23 protein-coding genes are annotated in these 19213 nt (G+C 36.1%); 1 reads left to right on the top strand and 22 read right to left on the bottom strand.

The window, feature by feature from the left end; all coding sequences use genetic code 11:
• Window positions 1-2 precede the first annotated feature (2 nt).
• The 5 genes from KUA55_RS03910 to KUA55_RS03890 form a co-directional block, all read right to left on the bottom strand.
• Window positions 3-2201, bottom strand: coding sequence for a penicillin-binding protein (locus KUA55_RS03910; protein ID WP_218324882.1), 2199 nt, complete (start codon window positions 2199-2201; stop codon window positions 3-5).
• On the bottom strand, window positions 2202-2576 hold the full coding sequence (ftsL, locus tag KUA55_RS03905; protein ID WP_218324881.1) for a cell division protein FtsL: 375 nt from the start codon (window positions 2574-2576) through the stop codon (window positions 2202-2204). It abuts the gene before it with no gap.
• A gap of 6 nt (window positions 2577-2582) precedes the next feature.
• Window positions 2583-3536 (bottom strand): 16S rRNA (cytosine(1402)-N(4))-methyltransferase RsmH, encoded by a 954-nt coding sequence (rsmH, locus tag KUA55_RS03900; protein ID WP_218324880.1) that lies wholly within the window; start codon window positions 3534-3536, stop codon window positions 2583-2585.
• 15 nt (window positions 3537-3551) lie between these two features.
• On the bottom strand, window positions 3552-3983 hold the full coding sequence (gene mraZ, locus KUA55_RS03895; RefSeq protein WP_218324879.1) for a division/cell wall cluster transcriptional repressor MraZ: 432 nt from the start codon (window positions 3981-3983) through the stop codon (window positions 3552-3554).
• Between the two features lie 162 nt (window positions 3984-4145).
• On the bottom strand, window positions 4146-4526 hold the full coding sequence (locus KUA55_RS03890) for a DUF3397 domain-containing protein (RefSeq protein ID WP_425514594.1): 381 nt from the start codon (window positions 4524-4526) through the stop codon (window positions 4146-4148).
• A gap of 224 nt (window positions 4527-4750) precedes the next feature.
• On the opposite strand from KUA55_RS03890, the gene KUA55_RS03885 reads away from it, so the two are divergent.
• Window positions 4751-4870: a DUF4044 domain-containing protein gene (locus KUA55_RS03885; protein WP_218324877.1), complete on the top strand. Its 120-nt coding sequence runs from the start codon at window positions 4751-4753 to the stop codon at window positions 4868-4870.
• A gap of 41 nt (window positions 4871-4911) precedes the next feature.
• On the opposite strand, the gene recN is transcribed toward KUA55_RS03885, so the two are convergent.
• The 17 genes from recN to KUA55_RS03800 form a co-directional block, all read right to left on the bottom strand.
• A complete protein-coding gene (recN, locus tag KUA55_RS03880; protein ID WP_218324876.1) occupies window positions 4912-6582 on the bottom strand; it encodes a DNA repair protein RecN in 1671 nt (556 codons plus the stop codon).
• Between the two features lie 8 nt (window positions 6583-6590).
• Complete coding sequence (locus KUA55_RS03875) at window positions 6591-7049, bottom strand: arginine repressor (protein ID WP_218324875.1); 459 nt, start codon at window positions 7047-7049, stop codon at window positions 6591-6593.
• Window positions 7050-7059: 10 nt separating this feature from the next.
• On the bottom strand, window positions 7060-7872 hold the full coding sequence (locus KUA55_RS03870; protein ID WP_218324874.1) for a TlyA family RNA methyltransferase: 813 nt from the start codon (window positions 7870-7872) through the stop codon (window positions 7060-7062).
• The gene (locus KUA55_RS03865; protein ID WP_218324873.1) at window positions 7873-8760 is read right to left on the bottom strand and encodes a polyprenyl synthetase family protein; all 888 of its coding nucleotides are present in this window, start codon (window positions 8758-8760) and stop codon (window positions 7873-7875) included. It lies immediately after the preceding gene.
• Complete coding sequence (locus tag KUA55_RS03860; protein WP_218324872.1) at window positions 8761-8997, bottom strand: exodeoxyribonuclease VII small subunit; 237 nt, start codon at window positions 8995-8997, stop codon at window positions 8761-8763.
• Window positions 8997-10331 (bottom strand): exodeoxyribonuclease VII large subunit, encoded by a 1335-nt coding sequence (gene xseA / locus KUA55_RS03855; RefSeq protein ID WP_218324871.1) that lies wholly within the window; start codon window positions 10329-10331, stop codon window positions 8997-8999. The genes KUA55_RS03860 and xseA overlap by 1 nt, the downstream gene beginning before the upstream one ends.
• Window positions 10332-11186 carry a bifunctional methylenetetrahydrofolate dehydrogenase/methenyltetrahydrofolate cyclohydrolase FolD gene (gene folD / locus KUA55_RS03850; RefSeq protein WP_218324870.1) on the bottom strand — a complete coding sequence of 285 codons (855 nt, stop codon included), beginning with the start codon at window positions 11184-11186 and terminating at the stop codon, window positions 10332-10334. It abuts the gene before it with no gap.
• Between the two features lie 78 nt (window positions 11187-11264).
• Window positions 11265-11708 carry a transcription antitermination factor NusB gene (gene nusB, locus KUA55_RS03845; RefSeq protein ID WP_218324869.1) on the bottom strand — a complete coding sequence of 148 codons (444 nt, stop codon included), beginning with the start codon at window positions 11706-11708 and terminating at the stop codon, window positions 11265-11267.
• A complete protein-coding gene (locus tag KUA55_RS03840; RefSeq protein WP_218324868.1) occupies window positions 11701-12126 on the bottom strand; it encodes an Asp23/Gls24 family envelope stress response protein in 426 nt (141 codons plus the stop codon). The genes nusB and KUA55_RS03840 overlap by 8 nt, the downstream gene beginning before the upstream one ends.
• Before the next feature lie 30 nt (window positions 12127-12156).
• Window positions 12157-12714, bottom strand: coding sequence for an elongation factor P (efp, locus tag KUA55_RS03835; RefSeq protein ID WP_218324867.1), 558 nt, complete (start codon window positions 12712-12714; stop codon window positions 12157-12159).
• Between the two features lie 66 nt (window positions 12715-12780).
• Complete coding sequence (locus KUA55_RS03830; RefSeq protein WP_218324866.1) at window positions 12781-13845, bottom strand: M24 family metallopeptidase; 1065 nt, start codon at window positions 13843-13845, stop codon at window positions 12781-12783.
• Between the two features lie 82 nt (window positions 13846-13927).
• Window positions 13928-14164, bottom strand: coding sequence for a GlsB/YeaQ/YmgE family stress response membrane protein (locus KUA55_RS03825; RefSeq protein WP_218324865.1), 237 nt, complete (start codon window positions 14162-14164; stop codon window positions 13928-13930).
• A 17-nt stretch (window positions 14165-14181) separates the two neighbouring features.
• Entirely contained in the window at window positions 14182-14610 is a 429-nt protein-coding gene (locus KUA55_RS03820) for a phosphate-starvation-inducible PsiE family protein (RefSeq protein ID WP_218324864.1), read from the bottom strand.
• 77 nt (window positions 14611-14687) lie between these two features.
• Window positions 14688-16178 carry a glycerol kinase GlpK gene (glpK, locus tag KUA55_RS03815; protein WP_343214702.1) on the bottom strand — a complete coding sequence of 497 codons (1491 nt, stop codon included), beginning with the start codon at window positions 16176-16178 and terminating at the stop codon, window positions 14688-14690.
• A 23-nt stretch (window positions 16179-16201) separates the two neighbouring features.
• Window positions 16202-17398 (bottom strand): amidohydrolase, encoded by a 1197-nt coding sequence (locus tag KUA55_RS03810; RefSeq protein WP_218324863.1) that lies wholly within the window; start codon window positions 17396-17398, stop codon window positions 16202-16204.
• 106 nt (window positions 17399-17504) lie between these two features.
• Window positions 17505-18665, bottom strand: coding sequence for a pyridoxal-phosphate-dependent aminotransferase family protein (locus tag KUA55_RS03805; RefSeq protein ID WP_218324862.1), 1161 nt, complete (start codon window positions 18663-18665; stop codon window positions 17505-17507).
• Window positions 18666-18687: 22 nt separating this feature from the next.
• A complete protein-coding gene (locus KUA55_RS03800) occupies window positions 18688-19056 on the bottom strand; it encodes a cupin domain-containing protein (protein ID WP_218324861.1) in 369 nt (122 codons plus the stop codon).
• Between the last annotated feature and the right edge of the window lie 157 nt (window positions 19057-19213).

Raw genomic sequence — 19213 nt, 5'->3', positions numbered from 1 at the left:
TCTTATCCTAAAGTAACTCTTAATTTTTTCTTTCCAATTGTTTCATAAGGATCAATGTTTTGCTTGGTTACGGTACCTTCACCATTGAAGGTTACATCAATATCTAAAATATTGGCTAGCTTATTCACATCTGATTTGGACCATCCACGAATGTCTGGCATGGTTAATTTTCCATTCGTCGCTAAAATTAAGCGCCCATTTGACATCATTTTGGTTCCAGCTTTTGCAGATTGTTTTTTAATCGTATCTCCTGTTCCAACCACTACTGCTGTTAAGCCAGCTTTGTTTACATCACTAGCAGCTGTATCACGATCAACATTCCGATAATCTTTAACCGCTATTTTTGAACTTTCATTTCCACTTTCATCAGTTGTTTCTGAACTTTCAGTTGACTCGAAATCCATTGCTCTTGTTAATAATGGATTTGCTATTTGACCCAATGTATCAGCTGGATAACTTTCTGGTTGTTTAATAGTTAAATATAAAATGTATTCAGGGTCCTCAGAAGGCAACATTAAAGCAATAGAATAAATATAATTCGTTGTACCTGTTAAATAGCCATTGCTACCAGCGATTTGTGCTGTACCAGTTTTACCAGAAATATTATAATCGCCCACTTCGTATTGTCCATAGGCTGAACCATAATTTTCACTCTCAATTACATCTCGCATATATGTTCTGACAGTTTGAGCAGTTTCTGCAGTAATTGGTTCCCCAACTACTTCTGGTTCAGTTGTTACTTCTGTATTGTTATTTGGATTCACTACTTTTGAAATGTAGTGAGGCTGTAACATTTTACCATCATTTGCAATGGCTGTAAAACCGCGCATCATTTGAAAGTTCGTTACGCCAATCGCTTGTCCATATGAGCTCATGGCACGATCGACCACATTACTTGTTGGTAAAGAGCCTGAGACTTCACCTGGTAAACCTGAATAGGTACTACGACCAAAGCCAAATTGTTTCAGATAATCAATCCAAGTACTTCCTAATCGTTGCTCTTGCATAACCATTCCGACATTACTTGACCAAGACAAAGCTTGTCTCATAGTTAAAACACCTTTGGCACCAAAATCGTGATCATTGATGGTTGTATCTCCAATAGTAATCTTTCCTGAAGTGTAGGTTTCATCAGGATCAAAAATCCCTTCGTTGACTGCTGCAGCCGTAGTAAAGATTTTCATGGTAGAACCTGGTTCAAAATTATCTTGAACTAAAAAGTTTCGCCATGCTCCTTCGTCATCTAAGCCTTCTTTTGTTTCTGGATTGAAAGTTGGTCGTTGTGACATCGCCAGGATATCTCCCGTTTTTGCTTGCATCAACATCGCTGACATTTCAGACGGATTCGTTTCACTATCGACTTTATCCATTAAAGTTTCTAAATAGCTTTGTAAACCAGCATCCAGCGTCGTATAAATATCTTCTCCATTAATTGCTTCTTTTTTATCAGCCACTGTACCAGGAATTGCTCTTTGAGCACTGTCTTTTTCGTAGACGATTTTTCCATCAGTTCCACTTAAGACATCGTTATAAGCAGATTCTAATCCCATACGTCCAACCAGTTTTTCATTTTTATTCGTTGAAGCATAGCCAACAAAATAAGAGGCAAAAGAACCATTAGGATACATCCGATCTGTATGTTCAGAAAAGTACAAGCCTTTGACTTTAGCTTTTTTCATTGCATCTTCAATATTTTGTTTCTGTTCTTCTGAAATATTTTTTCCTTTAGAACCAAATTCAACTTGGTAATACTTGCTGGAACCATCACTGTTCATTCCACTTTCTAGTGTATCCACAGCCGTTTTCTTTTTTATGTCCAAGTTATTATGTAAGATAGTTGCTAATTTGTTAAAATTCTTTTCTTGAGCGTAAAGCTTTTTATTGTTAGAAACATAGCTTTCAGAAAGAACCGCATAAACAGAATAAGATGTGGCATCTTCTGCAATCGCCACACCATTTCGGTCATAAATCGTTCCTCGTTTTGCTTTCACAGTTTCTTCACCGTTATATAACTCGTTGGTTTTTTCTTCAAGCGAAGTCCCAGCAACATGTCCACCAGCCACGACATAGATCAATCGCACGGCAAATAAAAAGAACAACACAATACTCGTAGCAAATAAGATAATGCCTACTTTCTTGCGGTTGTTCATTGGCGTTAAATTCTTTTTGCGGATCTTGCGCTTTAATTGTTTAAAGCTCATTTATTTCACTTTCCTTAAATTATCGTCATTAATAGTTAAACCTGCATCTTCAGCAGCTTTCTTTAAACGATCAGATTTTGAGAGTTCATTTTTTTCTTGTTCCAATTGGTTTGCAGTTTTTTGTTTGCTGTCAATTTCTGTTTGCGTTTCAGTAATATCATTTTGAATCTTGCTGATATCATTTCTTAAATTGACCATTACAATAGAAAGAACGATTAATAAAGTAATTAAGCCTACTGCCGCTATTTTTTCAAAACGGCTAGTTCTTTTTAAACGATCAAGAGGGGAGACAAAGACCTTAAAAGAATCTGGTGTTTGATTGGTTTGTTCGAGATTATCAATCAATGGTTGTTCAGCTTTTTTTGGTTCAGCCATCCTCTTTTATCCTTCCCTCATTCTCTCCGCAATCCGTAATTTCGCACTTCTGGCACGATTATTATCAGTTAATTCTTCATCAGATGCGATGATTGGTTTTTTATTTACTAGTTTTAATATCGGTTGAAATTCATCTGGTACAATTGGCAATCCAGGTGGCAAGTCTTTAGGTGAACTGTATTCTTTAAAGATGGATTTTACAATTCGATCTTCTAATGAGTGAAAAGTAATGACACTCACTCTTCCACCGACTTTAATTAATTGAACTGCTTGCTCTAAAGAGTCTTCAATAGCCCCTAGTTCGTCGTTCACTGCAATGCGAATCGCTTGGAAGACTCTTTTTGCTGGGTGACCGCCTTTTCTTCTAGCTGGCGCTGGAATAGCTTCTTTAATAATCTCAACTAATTCACCGGTTGTTTCAATCGGTGCGTCCGCTCGCTTTTTTTCTATCAATCGAGCAATTTGTTTTGAAAATTTTTCTTCCCCGTAACGATAGAAGATTTTTGTTAATTCTTGAAAAGAATATTCATTCACAACATTATAAGCACTAAGGCTAGCAGATTGATCCATCCGCATGTCTAAAGGTGCATCTTGATGATAGCTGAAACCACGTACTGCTTCATCTAATTGTGGAGACGAAACACCTAAATCATATAAGATGCCGTCAACTTTCATAATACCGATATTATTTAATTCTTCCATTATATTTCGAAAGTTTGCTTTAATAAATGTTACTTGATTTTTCTCAACGTATTTTGCTAAATAATCATTTGCATGGTCAATTGCAATTTGGTCTTGGTCAAAAGCGTATAAATGCCCTTGATGACCTAGTTGGCCTAGCAAGTACTCGCTATGTCCAGCGCCTCCCAAAGTACAATCAACATATATACCATCTGGTTTAATTGCTAAACCATCCACTGTTTCATGTAGTAAAACAGTCGTATGTTGAAATTCTGTCATGGTCGCGCCTCTTTTCTAAAAACCAAAATCAATCATTGTTTCGGCTATTTCATCAAAATTCTCTTCAGTCTCAGCGGTAAATTCTCGCCATTTCTCTTCGCTCCAAATTTCTATTCGGTTAGCGACACCAATAACCACACAGGCTTTTACAAGTTCTGCATGATCTCTTAAAGTGGTAGGAATATTTATCCGACCTTGTTTATCGATTTCACACTCGGTAGCAGCGGAATAAAAAAACCGAACAAACGAGCGTGTATCTTTTTTAGATAACGGCATAGAAGATAATTTTTCTTCTAATTGAGACCACTCAGCCAGAGGATAGCCAAATAAACATCCGTCCATTCCCCGAGTCACAACAAACTTTTCTCCCAGTTGCTCACGAAGTTTTGAAGGGACAATTAATCGTCCTTTAGCATCTATATTGTGTTGGAATTCCCCCATAAACATCAGGATTCCTCCTTTATCTCCCACTATCTGAATTTAGTCTACCACAATCCCCCACAATCTACCACATTTTCTAAAATATCAACTTCTACTTGTCTGATCTTTTCTAACCAAACTGGTGTTAAGGTAAAAACAGTTAAAATAAAAAGTTTTCTTAAAAACTTTTTAGATAAAAAAACTAACGATACTGGCGATAATCACCACAAAATACATCAAAAAAGAAACCAAAAATGCTAAGCGCCAAAACATTTTGAAAAAGCGACGATACAAAATTTCTCGATAGCGAATTGCTTGAAAAATCACCACCGCAATACCTATACATAAAATCGTTAATAAAATATATGGTAAGATCGATAATCCATAAGTCAGTTTAGATATTTCGTGCATCCCAATAATTAAAAAAGGAACAGTAATATCTGGAATTCTTATATTAAAACGATCCCTTAAATGTAACGTCGTATAAAGATAATTCGAAGCAAAAAAAACAATAACTGGAAAAATATACCACAAAAGTAGCATAGGTGAAAATGAATTCACAAACGACATCCTTTCTATAAAAAGTATCATCCTTTGACACTATACTTTAAAATTATTACAAATTTGTTTCATCTCTATAAAAATATACTAGTTTAAAGAACATTTAACAAACCTTTTTTGCTTTGAAAAGGATAAAATTTTCTTATTATTCGTTTTATTCAAAAATGAGCGATTGCATCTTGAAAAATAATCAAGTATGATGTTGTTGAGATACTATAAGGATGGTGACAACGGTGAACGCAAAGAAACCCACCAGTACATTTTCTAAAGTGACAAAGATTGTCGTGTGGACGATGTTGATCTTCACGATCGGCTCACTTGTTTTAGGAAGTTTAATTAGTGTAATGAATTAAAAAAATGGACTGAAAATCTCCAGAGACTTTCAGTCCATTTTTTATTTTTTTGCTAATTGTAACAATTCTCTCGCATGTTCTAAAGCTAACTCAGTAATCTCCGTTCCAGCTAACATTCGAGCAATCTCATCTATTCTTTCAGACTCTGTTAATTCTCCGACTTTTGTAATGGTCCGACCATCAGAAACTTCTTTTACAATAAATAATTGTTGATCCGCACGTGCAGCCACTTGTGGTAGATGAGTAATACAGAGTACTTGCGAATTTTCTCCAATTTGATAAATTTTATCGGCGATAGCTTGTCCTACTCGTCCAGAAACGCCGGTATCAACTTCATCAAATACAATACTAGTTAAGCCTTGCGTTTTTGAGAAGATCGTTTTTAAAGCTAACATAATTCGAGAAATTTCCCCACCAGATGCAACTTTTACTAAAGGCTTTAGTGGTTCTCCTAAATTAGTTGTAATGTAAAACTCAACGGCATCAATACCAGTTTGTTGAAAATCGATGGTTGAGAAAACTACACTAAATCGAGCATTTTCCATATACAATTGCTGTAATTCCTGTTGAATCTCCGTTTCCAATTGTTCAGCCATTTTTTTTCTTAATTGACTAAGCTCTTCTGCTTGTTTTAATAAAGCCAGTTCTTGTTTAGCCAATTCTTTTTCTAAATCTTCTAACTTACTACCTGAAAAATCTGAATCCAATAATTCTTGACTAATTTTTTGGTAATAAGTTAAAACATCTTCAATCGATTCTCCGTATTTACGTTTTAATTGATGAATTAATTCCAAACGCTCATTGACTAACTCCAAACGTTCTTCATCCAATTCTAAACTATCTAATTGCCGACCAATTTCACTAGCTGCTTCTTGCAATAAATATAAAGCCGAATGCATATTATCCGATATTGTTTGGAATTCCCTATCCAAATTTGCAATACTCAAAATTTCAGAACTAGCTGCACCAACAGCATCAATTGCAGAAAAATCTTCATTTGATAATGTTTGATAACCATTTTTTAAACTATCAACAATTTTTTGGTAGTTCATCAATTTATCTCGCTCTTCAACTAATCGTTCTTCTTCTCCGACCGTTAATTCTGCTTGCCCAATTTCTTCTTGTTGAAAGGTTAACATGTCAATTCTCTGAGCAAAGGATTGCTCATTTTTTTTGTATTTATTAACTTGGTTGGCCAAAGTTTTATACGCTTGATATTTTTCTTCATAGGTTCTTTTTTTACTTTGAAATTTTTCCAAACCAAAACCATCTAGCAATTTCAGATGGGCTTCTGGATTCATCAATTCTTGATGATCATTTTGCCCTTGGATATCCACTAAAAAGTGGCCAATCCGACGTAAATTAGCTAAAGTAACAATTCGACCATTTACCCGACAAACACTTTTTCCAGAGATATTCAGATCACGCTGAATGATCAACTGATTATCAGAAACTTCAATTCCCAACTCATCAACTACACTTAAAAACTCTGGCTGTTCAGGAACATCAAATAGTCCTTCCAATAAGCATTTCTCAGCACCTTGACGAATAAACTCAATTGAAGAACGTGCACCAGCCAATAAACTTACAGCATCAATAATAATGGATTTCCCTGCTCCTGTTTCTCCAGTTAAAGCGGTCATTCCTTTTGAAAATGGTAAGTGAAGTTTAGAAATGATGGCAAAATTTTCAATTGTTAATTCTTGTAACATTTTTTCACCTAATTTCTTTGAATGCGAATAGTGATATCCTGCTGAATTTTATTGGCATACGCCTCGGTACGCATAATCATCAAAACACTATCGTCATCGTCTAAAATAGCAAATAACTCATTACTGAATTGACGTTCCAATAAATTAGCTACTGCTGAAGCGTTTCCCGGGTAGGTTTTTAAATGAACAAATTTTTCCATTTGATCAACCTGAATAATCGCCTCTTTTAATAAGTCTGACAATTTTTCGTTAATATTTTCATCGGCTTTTCGTGGCATACTATAACGGTATCCACCATTTTGCGCAGGAACTTTTACTAATTTCATTTCTTTAATATCACGTGAAATAGTTGCTTGCGTCACCTCAACACCTTTTTGATTTAACAAAGCTACAAAGTCTTCTTGTTTTTTGATGTCGTGATCATTTAATAATTGTGTAATCATTTGATGGCGGTCTTTTTTTCGCATTTTTTCACCTCTAATCCAATTGTTGGTGCGCATCATTTACTACTGCAGTTAAGTCAATTCCTGCTGCAATCTCACCAGTTGTCTCACTTGCAACTAAATGCGCTAAAAATTCGATATTGCCTTCTCCACCAGTAATCGGTGAATATGTTAAGCCAGTTAAATCATAACCTGCATTTAATGCAAAATTGGTAATTTCTTCAACGACTTGTAGATGAATTTTCGGATCTTTAATGATCCCTTTTTTACCGACTGCGTCTCTTCCAGCTTCAAACTGTGGCTTAATTAATGCGACGACGTCTCCGCCTTTTTTTATAATTTCATGAAGAGGCGGTAAAATTAATTTTAACGAAATAAATGAGACATCAATCGTTGCAAAATCTGGTTGTCCCTTGGTAAAGTCAGCTGGTTTTGAATAACGAAAATTGACTCGTTCCATCACTTCAACTCGTTCATCTTGGCGAATTTTCCAAGCCAACTGATTATAACCTACATCTAGTGCATAACTCATTCTTGCCCCATTTTGCAAGGCAACATCAGTAAATCCACCAGTTGAAGCGCCAATATCCAAAACGATTTTTGCAGCAATCGAAAGATCAAAAACTTTTAAAGCTTTTTCTAGCTTTAAACCACCCCGTGAAACATAAGGTAGCTTTTGCCCCTTAAGTTGTAGCAGAGTATCCACTGGAATTTTTTCTCCAGCTTTATCCAAGCGTTCATTGTTTTGATTGTAAACTAAACCGGCCATTACTCCTCGTTTCGCTTTTTCGCGGGTTTCAAAAAGTCCTTGATTAAAAGCCAAAACATCGACTCGTTCTTTTTTCATTTAGACTTCCTCCAGTTTCAACAAAGCAACAATTTCATTTAAAACAGATCCATTAAAATTCGGTTCACTAGCTAATGTTTGAATGACTTTTTCAGCGGTTTTTAGTTCATTTTTCAAAGCCTCTTTTGCACCATTTAAGCCTAAAAGATTTGGATATGTACTTTTCGCCAGTTTCTGATCTTGATGAACATTCTTGCCTAAATCTTCAGTCGTTCCAATCACATCTAACAAATCATCTCGAATTTGAAAGGCTAAACCAATATGTTCTCCTAGTCTTTGTAAAATATCTAACACTTCTGGAGTTTGCTGTGCTAAAATGCCACCAGCCATAAAGGCATAGGTTAAAAGAGCTCCGGTTTTTTCACTATGAATTTGTTGCAATTCTGCTAATGAAACAACTTTACCTTCAGCTTCAGTATCACCCACTTGTCCAGATACCATACCGCTTGTACCACTAGCCTTAGTTAATAATTGTAGCAATAATAATTTTTCCGTTGATGCTAAATTGACTTCACTTAACAATTGGAAAGCTAGAGTTAGTAAACCATCGCCGGCTAAAATTGCCAATGCTTCTCCATAAATTTTATGATTGGTCGGCTTACCGCGACGCAAATCATCATTATCCATCGCCGGCAGATCATCATGAATCAATGAATATGTGTGAACCATTTCCAAACTCGCCGCAACTTGATAAAAAGGAGTGGTTAATTTTTGCTGGAAAGCATCAGCTACTGCTAAAACAATTAGTGGACGCAGTCTTTTTCCTCCTGCTGTCACAGAATAGCTCATACTTTCTTTTAGTGAATTGCTTAATGTATTCTTTTCGATATATTCAAGCATCTCTTTTTCCACTTGCGGAAGATTTTTTTCTGAAAAATCAATCAGCATTTATTGTTCCTCACCTTCAAAAGGTACCAGTTGATCATTTTCGGTCATCATTTTAGTCAGTGTTTCTTCCGCTTTTGTTAAAGTATCTTGGCACTGCTTACTTAAAACCATCCCTCTTTGAAAAACTGTTAGAGCCTCTTCTAAAGGTACGTCACCTGACTCTAATTTTGTTACAATTGTTTCTAGTTCTGCTAATGATGCTTCAAAGCTGACTTCTTTATCTGCTGCTTTCGCCACTATTTTTCCTCCTTGACTTCCTTGATTTCTGCTAACACTTCTCCATCGCTAAAATGAATCTTTATTTGGTCTTGAAGTGTTAATTGACTGACAGATTTAATGAATTGATTTTCCTTAGTTGTATAAGTAAATCCACGACTCATTGTTTTTAAAGGACTGAGTAAATCTAATGCAACCATTGCATTTTTCAGCGCTTGTTCTTTTTGATTCATCAGTTGGCTAAATGATTGATTTAAACGTTGTTGCAAAAAGCGCAAGTTTTGCTGATTTTGATTGACGCGATTAATAGGCGTATTTTTCTCTAATTGATTATGTAGCTCCAACCAGGCCTTTTCTGAAGTATTTAAAAGATTACGCATATTCTGTTTTAAGCTTTGATTTAACCGATCTAACTGAATGCTTTGATTTTCATATAAGCGATTTGGCTGCCGGAATATATAAGAATCCATCAACCGATCATAACGTTCTTTCTTGCGTGCTAACTGATTTAAAAAAGCTTGTTCCAAACGAGTTTGCTTATCTTTGATTTTTAAGACCTCTTCATTTAAAACAGGCACTGCTAATTCAGCAGCTGCTGTTGGTGTAGCCGCACGAACATCTGCTACTAAGTCGGCAATAGTTGTATCAGTTTCATGACCAACTGACGAAATAATCGGAATAGGGCTTGCTGCAATTGTTCGAGCAACTATTTCTTCATTAAATGGCCACAAATCCTCAATCGAGCCGCCACCACGTCCAATAATCATGGTATCTACGTCAAGCTGCTCAGCCCGCTGAATATTTTTAACAATATCGGCAGCTGCTCGATCACCTTGTACAACAGTTGGCAGCAAAATTAACTGTACTATCGGATAACGTCGTTTGACAGTCGTAATAATATCCCGGATCACTGCCCCACTAGGACTTGTCAGAACTGCAATTTTTTTAGGAAAACGCGGCAAGGTTTTTTTGGGCAAATTAAATAAGCCTTCCTTGCTTAATTTTTCTCGCAGTTCTGCTAATGCTTGATATAGTGCACCCACACCATCTGGTTCCATGTGTTCAACATAGATTTGATAATCCCCACTTGCTTCATATAAAGCAATCCGTCCAACGACTAAAACCTTCATTCCTTCTTTAGGGGCAAATTTCAATTTTTGAAAAGCGCCTTTAAACATCATAGCTGAGATCTTAGCCCGATCATCTTTCAAACTGAAATATTGATGGCTGTTGGGACGATTTCTAAAATTGGAAATTTCCCCAGTTAAATAAACCCGTTCTAAATAAGGATCAGCATCAAATTTACGTTTAATATATTTTGTTAAAGCAGTTACTGTTAGATATTCTTGTGCCATTTACTCACCAAATTTCTGACGACGACAAGCTTCAACTGTTTGCTGCATCAGCATAGTTATTGTCATTGGACCAACCCCTCGTGGAACAGGAGTAATATAACTTGTCAAAGGTTCCACTTCGTCAAATTTTACATCACCAATCAATTTCCCAGACTCATTTCGATTCATGCCTACATCAATTACAACCGCACCCGGTTTAATAAATTCCTTAGTCACAAAATGTCCCTGCCCAATGGCTACAACTAAAATATCTGCCTCCCGGCAAACTTCAATCAAATTTTCTGTTTTAGAGTGGGCATAAGTGACTGTGGCATCTTTTGCTAACATCAAAATACCCATTGGTTTACCAACAATATTACTACGTCCTAAAATAACCGCACGTTTACCCGTTAAATCAATATTATAGGCTTCAAACATCTTCATTATGCCATAAGGCGTACAAGGAATTGTATGGGGTACCCCAGCCAATAATCGACCTAAATTCATTGGGTGAAAACCATCAACATCTTTAATCGGATTAATTTCTAATAACACTCGATCTGCATTAATATGCTCAGGTAATGGTAATTGAACTAAAATCCCATGAAAATCATCGTTTTGGTTGAAAATTTGAATTTCTTTAATTAATTCATCTTCAGTAATGTCAGCTGAATAATGCTGCTCTTTTGAATAAATCCCAATTCGTTCGGCTGCCAATGATTTATTTTTTACGTAAATTTGACTTGCTGGATTGTCCCCTACAATTAAAACAACCAATCCTGGACGTATTTTTTGTTTTTCCAGCTCACGTACTTCTCTTTTTGTTTGTTCTTGTAATTTATCTGCTAATTCTTTCCCGTTAATTAACACTGACATACCTTCACTTCCTCATAATTATAGCAATGGAGCTCAGATAAATTCTTAAAAAAGACTCATCTCAGCTCCAGTAATTGCTTATTTGTCTAGCTCGTTCATAATTTTTGATAATGTACCATTCACAAATTTTCGTGAAGTCTCATCACTGAAAGTTTTTGCTAGTTCAATCGCTTCATTTAGTACGACTTTATTAGGAACCGCCTCATTATAAAGCATCTCATAGATCGCCAACCGTAAAATAATTAAATCCATCTTGGCAATTCGATTGATTGACCAGTTGGTACGTAAATGCTTTTTGATGATTTCATCAATTTCAGTTTGATGGGCCACAACACCACCCACTAATTCATCTAAATATACTGGGATAAAATCTTCTTCATCCTCAGCAACAAAATCCATTTGATCCAAACTCAAAGCATGGTTAATCGCATCTTTTTTAGTTAGTTCTTGATTAAAATCTAAAGGAAATAAAGCTTGTAATGCTTTTTCCCGAATCTCGTGGCGAGATAGTTCTTTACTCATTTTCTTCCTCTTCATCATTAAATAATTCTTGTAACGTCGGTTGCTCCATTTTTTCAGCAACTACGCCAACAACATGGATATTGACTTCTTGTAAAGCTACATCAGTCATGAATAAAACTTGTTGTTTCACTCGTTCTTGCATAGCCATTGCAACTTTAGGAACAGAAGTCCCATATTCTAAATAAGTATATAAATCAACTTTTAAGCCATCTTCATCATTAGTTAAATAAACGCCTTTACCGTGAGTGTTTTTACCTAATAATTGATTCACATTGCTAGCTAAAGTGCCCCGCATTGCATAAACACCCTCAACTTTTGCAGCAGCAATCCCTATGATTACTTCAATCACTTCTGGGGCAATAATAATTTCACCAAGTTCTTGTGGTTGACCTAAAATTAATTTTTCTTCTTCTGCCATATTTATCGCTCCTATAATCTGTCAAAATTTTTAAGCTCGTGAGACGTAACTGCCATCAGTGGTATTAATCACTAATTTGTCTCCTTGGTTAATAAAAAATGGGACGTTTACAGTTAGTCCAGTTTCTAAAACAGCTGGTTTTCCACCGCCTGATGAGGTATCCCCTTTAATGTTCGGTTCTGTTTCTGCAACTGTTAATATCACGGTGTTTGGTAAATCCACACCTAAAATTTCTGAACCATACATAATCACATTGACTTCAGTGTTTTCCAAAACATACTGCATTTCTGCTTCAATTTGTTGATGAGGAATTTCAATTTGATCGTAACTATTTACGTCCATAAACACATGGTTGGTCCCATCGTCATAAAGATATTGCATCTTACGATTATCGATTTGTGCTTTCGCAACTTTTTCCCCGGCACGAAAGGTTTTTTCTTGTACCCCACCAGTGCGTAAATTCTTTAATTTTGAACGAACAAAAGCCGCACCTTTACCAGGTTTCACGTGTTGAAAATCAACGACACGCCATATATCTCCATCAAATTCAATTGTTAAGCCTGTTTTAAAATCATTTACTGAAATCATTCTTCGTGTTTCCTCCCTGTGTTGCTATCTTCCTAGTTTATCATTTCTTTTATTTTCTTGCTACTACTAGAGAATGATTAACTCTTTTGAACTCTCAGTTAAAATTTGATTGCCTTCTGCCAGAATTAATAAGTCATCTTCAATCCGAACGCCACCAAGATTTGGAATATAAATGCCTGGTTCATTAGTTACAACATTTCCCACTTTTACTAGTTGGTCATTTCGGCGAGATAAGAGTGGTCCTTCATGAATTTCTAGTCCAATACCGTGACCGGTCGAATGTCCAAAATTTTCACCATAACCAGCAGTTGTAATGATATCTCGTGCTACACCATCTAATTGTGCACCACTTACACCAGCCTGTGCAGCATCTAAAACCGCCAACTGAGCATCAAGTACAATTTGATAAATTTTCCTTAGTTCTTCACCAGGATCATCAATTGCAAAAGTGCGAGTAATATCAGAAACATAGCCTTGATAAACACAACCAAAATCTAAAGTAATCATATCTCCCGGCGTAATAACTTTTTCACTCGCTACACCATGAGGTAATGCAGAACGAATGCCACTAGCCACGATTGTATCAAAAGAAACACCTGTTGCACCTAAAGACCGCATATAAAAATCTATTTGATTAGCAACTTCAATCTCCGTCATACCAGGTCGAATTGTTTTTAAAATATATTCATACGCTGCATCAGCAATCGTGCACGCTTTTTTTATAATAGCTACTTCGTCATCATCTTTAATTTCTCTCAAACTTTCAATCAGACCGCTAGCTGGAGATAATTCAATCGCTAAACTTTCTTCAAAAACGGTGTAATCAGCAAAGGTCATTTGGGTATCTTCAAAAGCTAGGACTTGCAATTGATTTTTTTCAATAATGTCTATAATTGTCTCAACAATATTTCCACTATGCTGTAAAATAGTGAAATCTGCCACTTGCTCAGCCGCTTGTTCCATGTAACGAAAATCAGTAATAAAATAAGCTTCTTCCAAAGTAATTAATGCCATCCCAGCTGTCCCAGTAAAGTTAGTTAAATATCTAAGATTTGCTGGACTGGTTACTAAATAACTATCAACGACTTCTTTTTTCATTAATTCTCTTAGCTTTTCTGTTCTTTTAATCATCTTCATCACCCATTCACCATTATACCAAAGTTATTGGAAACAATCTTAAGAGTTCACAAAAAAACTGATAACTTATTTGTTATCAGTAACGACTCGTTATAAATGATACAACTGCCACAATAATTACTGCTCCTAAAATGGAAGGAACTAAAGCCATCCCAGCTATATGCGGACCCCAATGGCCAAAAATCATTTCACCAATATAAGAGCCAGCTAAGCCAGCAATAATATTAAAAACACAACCAGCTTTATTTTCTCTACCAGCAATTGCACCACCAATTGCACCGATGATTGCTCCAACAATTAATCGTAATAACATTTTTTACCTCCAAATTTTTAGTCAAAAGTATCTCCATCGTCTGCTGCAGAATGGAAAGCTTTGACTTTTTCTAAAACAAATAATACTAAAACTAAAACTAAAATGGCCATGGATAAGAATAAAGTTTCCACACCACTACCGTGAGCTAATAATAATTCCCGTAAAATTGCTGTAATACTAATTAAAATTAAATAGCGCACTGGAATATGATGTCCTTCTTTAACGTAACGCATCAGCATTAAAATAATTTCTAACAAAATAAATAAAGTCGCTACTTCTTCAATTAAGATTGATAATTCAGAAATAGACTCTAAAGGAATAACATGGCGCACAATCGTATAAACTGCCTCCACCATGACTACTAGGACAACGAGAACTAATATTGCCAGCACAACATCAATAATCGTGCTAACTATTTTTTCAAACAGCTTAAATTCTTTTCCCATTAAAAACTCCCCTTTCACTTAATTATAGCAAAGAGGAGCATAAATCGTTAAAATATTCGCTTTTTTTGCTGAATGGATTAGTCAAAGGCTTGTGTTGCTGAAACGGCTTTTTTCCAGCCGAGATAAAGTTTCTCTCTTGTAACCTCAGCCATCTTTGGTTCAAACATGTTACCACCTTGATCCAATTTTTTAATTTCATTCAAATCCCGCCAAAAACCAACAGCTAATCCCGCTAATAATGCAGCACCTAAAGCAGTGGTCTCTAAATTATTTGCCCGCCGTATAGGTAGATTTAAAATATCAGATTGAAATTGCATTAAATATTTATTATCAGCCGCTCCACCATCAACCTTTAATACAGGAATTTCAATTCCCGTATCTTCTTCCATCGTGTCTATGATATCTCGAACTTGGTAGGCAATGGATTGTAAAGTGGCTTTCACAATATCTTCTCGGGTTGTACTGCGGGTTAAGCCAAACATCGCACCTCTAGCTTCTTGATCCCAATAAGGCGCACCCAATCCTACAAAGGCCGGAACAACATACACTTCATTGTCATTCGTGGAAGCCTCTGCAAATTTTTCTGAATCACTGGCCTTTTCTAACATTTTTAGACCATCACGCAGCCATTGGATGGAAGAACCCGCCACAAAAATACTTCCTTCTAATGCATAATAGACTTTTCCATTAATACCGTAACCGATAGTAGTCAGTAAATTATTTTTAGATAGCTGTGGTGTTTCACCAGTATTCATGACAATAAATGAGCCTGTACCGTAAGTATTTTTTACCATACCAGCATCAAAAGCTAATTGACCAAATAAAGCGGCTTGCTGGTCACCTGCCATGCCAGCAATTGGTACTTCACCACCATAAAAATGATAACTTTGAGTCATTCCATATACTTCTGAATTAGTTGCCACTCTAGGTAGCATAATTTGAGGAATGTTCAACAATTCTAAAATTTCTTGGTCCCATTGTAATTGATTAATGTTAAACAACATCGTTCGGCTTGCATTTGAATAATCAGTCACATGGGCTTGTCCGCCAGTTAATTTCCACAACAACCAAGTATCGATTGTACCAAACAACAAATCTCCGTTTTCAGCTCTTTCTTGGGCGCCAGGAACATGATCTAAAATCCAACGAATTTTTGTCGCTGAAAAATAAGCATCAATCACTAACCCCGTTTTTTGATGAAAATATTTTTCGTAGCCTGCAACTTTTAATTGATCGGCTATTTCTGCTGACTGTCGAGACTGCCAAACTACCGCATTATAAATTGGACGACCAGTGTCTTTTTCCCATACAACTGTCGTCTCGCGCTGATTCGTGATACCAATACTAACAATCTGAAAAGGTTTAATATCTGATTCGATAAAAGCGCCAGCAATCACCGATTGTACTGAATTCCAAATTTCATTTGCATCGTGCTCTACCCAACCATCTTCGGGAAAATATTGAGTAAATTCTTTTTGAGAAGAAGCCACATTCTTACCTTGTTGATTAAAAATAATTGCCCGCGAACTGGTGGTTCCTTGGTCGATTGCCATGACGTATTTTTCCACTTGATTTCCCCCTCGAAACAAAACTATTCTTTGCTAAATGTAACATTTCCACGATACAAGCTCAAATTAACCGGTATTTTTCTAGCGACAAATTCAGCACTACAGCTACTATCAGTTAATACGAAATCTGCTGGGGCTCCAACTTTTAACCAACTATTTTCACCAAATGTTTGTTTGCCAGTCACTAATTCTAAACTATCGCTTAATTGTTGTTGGCTCGTTTGTTTAAAGATTTCATTGTAGCGATTCAATTTTTCTAAAACATTGCCATCACCAAAAGGAGACCATGAGTCGTAAACATTATCACAGCCTAATGCAATATTGACCCCTGCTTGCCGTAATTCTGCTAATGGTGGAATGACACCATCTAAAGGTACACTAGAAAAAACAGAAATACCTGTCTGTGCAAGTTCAGTAAAAAATGCTGTTTTTTGATCTTTTGGTATATCTCGCAAACCAAAACCATGAGAGATTGTCACACGATTTTGCCAACCACTTTGTTTTGTTAGTCGCAACAATTCTTTAAAGGTATCATATCCTGCTTGATTACGATCATGAATATGAATATCAATTGGCACATCAAAACGAGTTGCCAATTCAAAAGTCTGGTGCAATGATTTTTCAAAATTTCCATCTAATGAAGCTGGGTCGACCCCGCCGACGATTGTAGCGCCGTTTTGTAAAGCTGTCTTCATTTCTTCATAGGCATTAGATAATAATAGACCATGTTGCGGAAAAGCTACCAACTCATAACCGAACTTACCATGATATTTTTCCAATGATTCTAGTGTCTGCTGTAAATATTTTTGACCAATTTTAGGATGGACATCAATGTGAGAACGGAAAAAAGTCACCCCGTTCGCTAATTCTAATTTGATTAAATTATCCATTCGTTCAGCAAACGACAACTCCAAATTTTCTAAATCAATCAATTCTTGCGTAAACCGTTCAACAATTGAATTTGCTGACTTGATGGGTTCCCAAGGGACGCCTAGTTTACTTTTATCAAAATGACAATGCATTTCACGTATACTCGGTAACAATAATTGCCCGTTACCATCGATGTCTTCTGCAGAGATAGGTTGATTCTTTGCTTTTTCAAAGGCAATAATTTTCCCATCATCAATTTTTATATCCATTAATTCCGTTGCCGTCCCATAAGTAAAGCCAGCATTTTCTAAATACTTTGTTTCAACCCGCACATTGTTTAAGCTTTTCATCGCAATTCTCCTTTGTTTTCTAATATATTTATGATACCGTTCTCAATGAAAAATGCAAAGAAAGAGAGATAGAAATTATTTTCTACCTCTCTTGATAATTATTTTTTTAGACAGCTACAACTGCGTGAGACATTTCTGCCATATATTTTCCAACTGCTGCTCCTGGTTGAACCTTTAAGCCGCAAGCATTGAAAGATTTTTCTAAAACGCCTAAAACTTTCACCATATCTTGCTCCGTAATATTTCCCATATGACCTAATCTAAAAGCTTTACCAGCATAAGCACCTAATGCACCTGCTACAATAACGCCATTGTCATACATTGTATTTCTAAATTCAAGATCATTCATTCCTTCAGGATAGATGACATTACTTAAACTAGAAGCTTGGCGACCTTCAGTAGCTAAAATTCTACAACCAATCGAAGTCAGCGCAGCTCGAACAGCGGCAGCATTTTGTTCGTGACGTTTACTGCGTGCTAAGACACCTTCTTCTTTGATAATCGCCGTCGCTTCTTTCATTGCCCAAACTAAATTTACAGCAGGAGTTGCGAAGTATTTTCCTGGGTCTTGCATGATTGGCAACCATTTTTCAAAATCAATATAATAATCTGGAATCGTTCCTAAAGATTGACGTTTAACTAAAGCTTTTTGACTCGCCCATAAAACAAACATTCCAGGACTAACACCAAAAGCTTTTTGCGAACCAGTAAACATAATATCAATATTCATGCCATCTACATCAGCATATTCTGCACCTGTTGCAGCCACACCATCAACGATATAAATTGTTTCTGGATATTTTTTTAGGACTTCTCCGATTTCAGCAATTGGTGCTACCACAGCAGTTGACGTATCCACATGACTAACAGTGATAGCCGTGTAATCTTTTTTAGCTAATTGCGCATCAATTTGTTCTGGTGTAATCACAGTGCCCCAATCAGCTGCTAATACATCAACATTTAACTGGCGACGTTGGCAAATTTCAATAAAGCGATCTCCGAAGAATCCATTGGAAACAACTAAAACATTATCACCGGGTTTCGTTACATTAGCAATCGCCATTTCCATTCCTAAAGTCCCTGTACCTGCTAGGGGGAATGTTTGACCAGAGCAATTAAATAATTCACCTAAATCATCAATTAATTCTTTATAGTCTTTTACAAAGCGAGGATCACCAAAAGCTTGGACATCTCTAGCCATTTCATTTTGAATTGAACGAACCACCGGTGTTGGTCCTGGGATCATTACTAATACATCTTTTTCCATTTTTATGCCTCCAATTATTTTATTATTGTGGTTTATTTGGGATAAAATCTAAAGGATTTGGTCCTGCAACGCCGATAAACATAAAAGGTTCATCACCAGTATTTTTCACCCCATGATGATCACCTGGTTTTGAAATAATCATGTCTCCGGCTGAAATCTCAACTTCAGCATCATCACCAGGATAAAAAGTGCCTTTTCCTCTTAAACAAATCCATAAATCATCAGCTGCCTTGTGGGAATGTTCAACTAATTCTTGACCCGGATGTAAACACCAAATGGCTCCGGCTGTCCTTTCTGTCTCATAGAAAAAATTCTTTTTAGCAGCCGCTTCATCAAACTGAGCAATTTCATCTAATTTAAAAATTCTTCCCTCTAGCTTTGCTTGTGACATTTTTATCCATCTCCTTTAATTACTGATTGCTTGACTATAGAATAACCAATAAAGAAAACGATTACTTTAGCTCTACTAAACAATTCTCTTTTTCTTTTTGTACAAATGTGATAAATATCACAATATCATTTTTAGAATGAAAAAAAGAATGCTTATC

Origin of the sequence: Enterococcus alishanensis (genome assembly GCF_019218635.1) — a bacterium.
Lineage (GTDB): Bacteria > Bacillota > Bacilli > Lactobacillales > Enterococcaceae > Enterococcus_A > Enterococcus_A alishanensis.
This window is presented reverse-complemented; position numbering and strand designations above follow the sequence as displayed.

Coding starts and splice junctions, on each gene's coding strand:
- KUA55_RS03890 (WP_425514594.1), bottom strand. CDS start 4,526: ATGTCGTTTGTGAATTCATTTTCACCTATGCTACTTTTGTGGTATATT.
- rsmH (WP_218324880.1), bottom strand. CDS start 3,536: ATGACAGAATTTCAACATACGACTGTTTTACTACATGAAACAGTGGAT.
- folD (WP_218324870.1), bottom strand. CDS start 11,186: ATGTCAGTGTTAATTAACGGGAAAGAATTAGCAGATAAATTACAAGAA.
- xseA (WP_218324871.1), bottom strand. CDS start 10,331: ATGGCACAAGAATATCTAACAGTAACTGCTTTAACAAAATATATTAAA.
- KUA55_RS03840 (WP_218324868.1), bottom strand. CDS start 12,126: ATGGCAGAAGAAGAAAAATTAATTTTAGGTCAACCACAAGAACTTGGT.
- KUA55_RS03870 (WP_218324874.1), bottom strand. CDS start 7,872: ATGAAAAAAGAACGAGTCGATGTTTTGGCTTTTAATCAAGGACTTTTT.
- KUA55_RS03865 (WP_218324873.1), bottom strand. CDS start 8,760: ATGCTGATTGATTTTTCAGAAAAAAATCTTCCGCAAGTGGAAAAAGAG.
- KUA55_RS03910 (WP_218324882.1), bottom strand. CDS start 2,201: ATGAGCTTTAAACAATTAAAGCGCAAGATCCGCAAAAAGAATTTAACG.
- KUA55_RS03825 (WP_218324865.1), bottom strand. CDS start 14,164: ATGTTATTACGATTAATTGTTGGAGCAATCATCGGTGCAATTGGTGGT.
- KUA55_RS03810 (WP_218324863.1), bottom strand. CDS start 17,398: ATGAAAAGCTTAAACAATGTGCGGGTTGAAACAAAGTATTTAGAAAAT.
- KUA55_RS03830 (WP_218324866.1), bottom strand. CDS start 13,845: ATGATTAAAAGAACAGAAAAGCTAAGAGAATTAATGAAAAAAGAAGTC.
- ftsL (WP_218324881.1), bottom strand. CDS start 2,576: ATGGCTGAACCAAAAAAAGCTGAACAACCATTGATTGATAATCTCGAA.
- mraZ (WP_218324879.1), bottom strand. CDS start 3,983: ATGTTTATGGGGGAATTCCAACACAATATAGATGCTAAAGGACGATTA.
- nusB (WP_218324869.1), bottom strand. CDS start 11,708: ATGAGTAAAGAACTATCTCGCCACGAGATTCGGGAAAAAGCATTACAA.
- KUA55_RS03800 (WP_218324861.1), bottom strand. CDS start 19,056: ATGTCACAAGCAAAGCTAGAGGGAAGAATTTTTAAATTAGATGAAATT.
- efp (WP_218324867.1), bottom strand. CDS start 12,714: ATGATTTCAGTAAATGATTTTAAAACAGGCTTAACAATTGAATTTGAT.
- KUA55_RS03875 (WP_218324875.1), bottom strand. CDS start 7,049: ATGCGAAAAAAAGACCGCCATCAAATGATTACACAATTATTAAATGAT.
- recN (WP_218324876.1), bottom strand. CDS start 6,582: ATGTTACAAGAATTAACAATTGAAAATTTTGCCATCATTTCTAAACTT.
- KUA55_RS03805 (WP_218324862.1), bottom strand. CDS start 18,665: ATGGAAAAAGATGTATTAGTAATGATCCCAGGACCAACACCGGTGGTT.
- KUA55_RS03820 (WP_218324864.1), bottom strand. CDS start 14,610: ATGGGAAAAGAATTTAAGCTGTTTGAAAAAATAGTTAGCACGATTATT.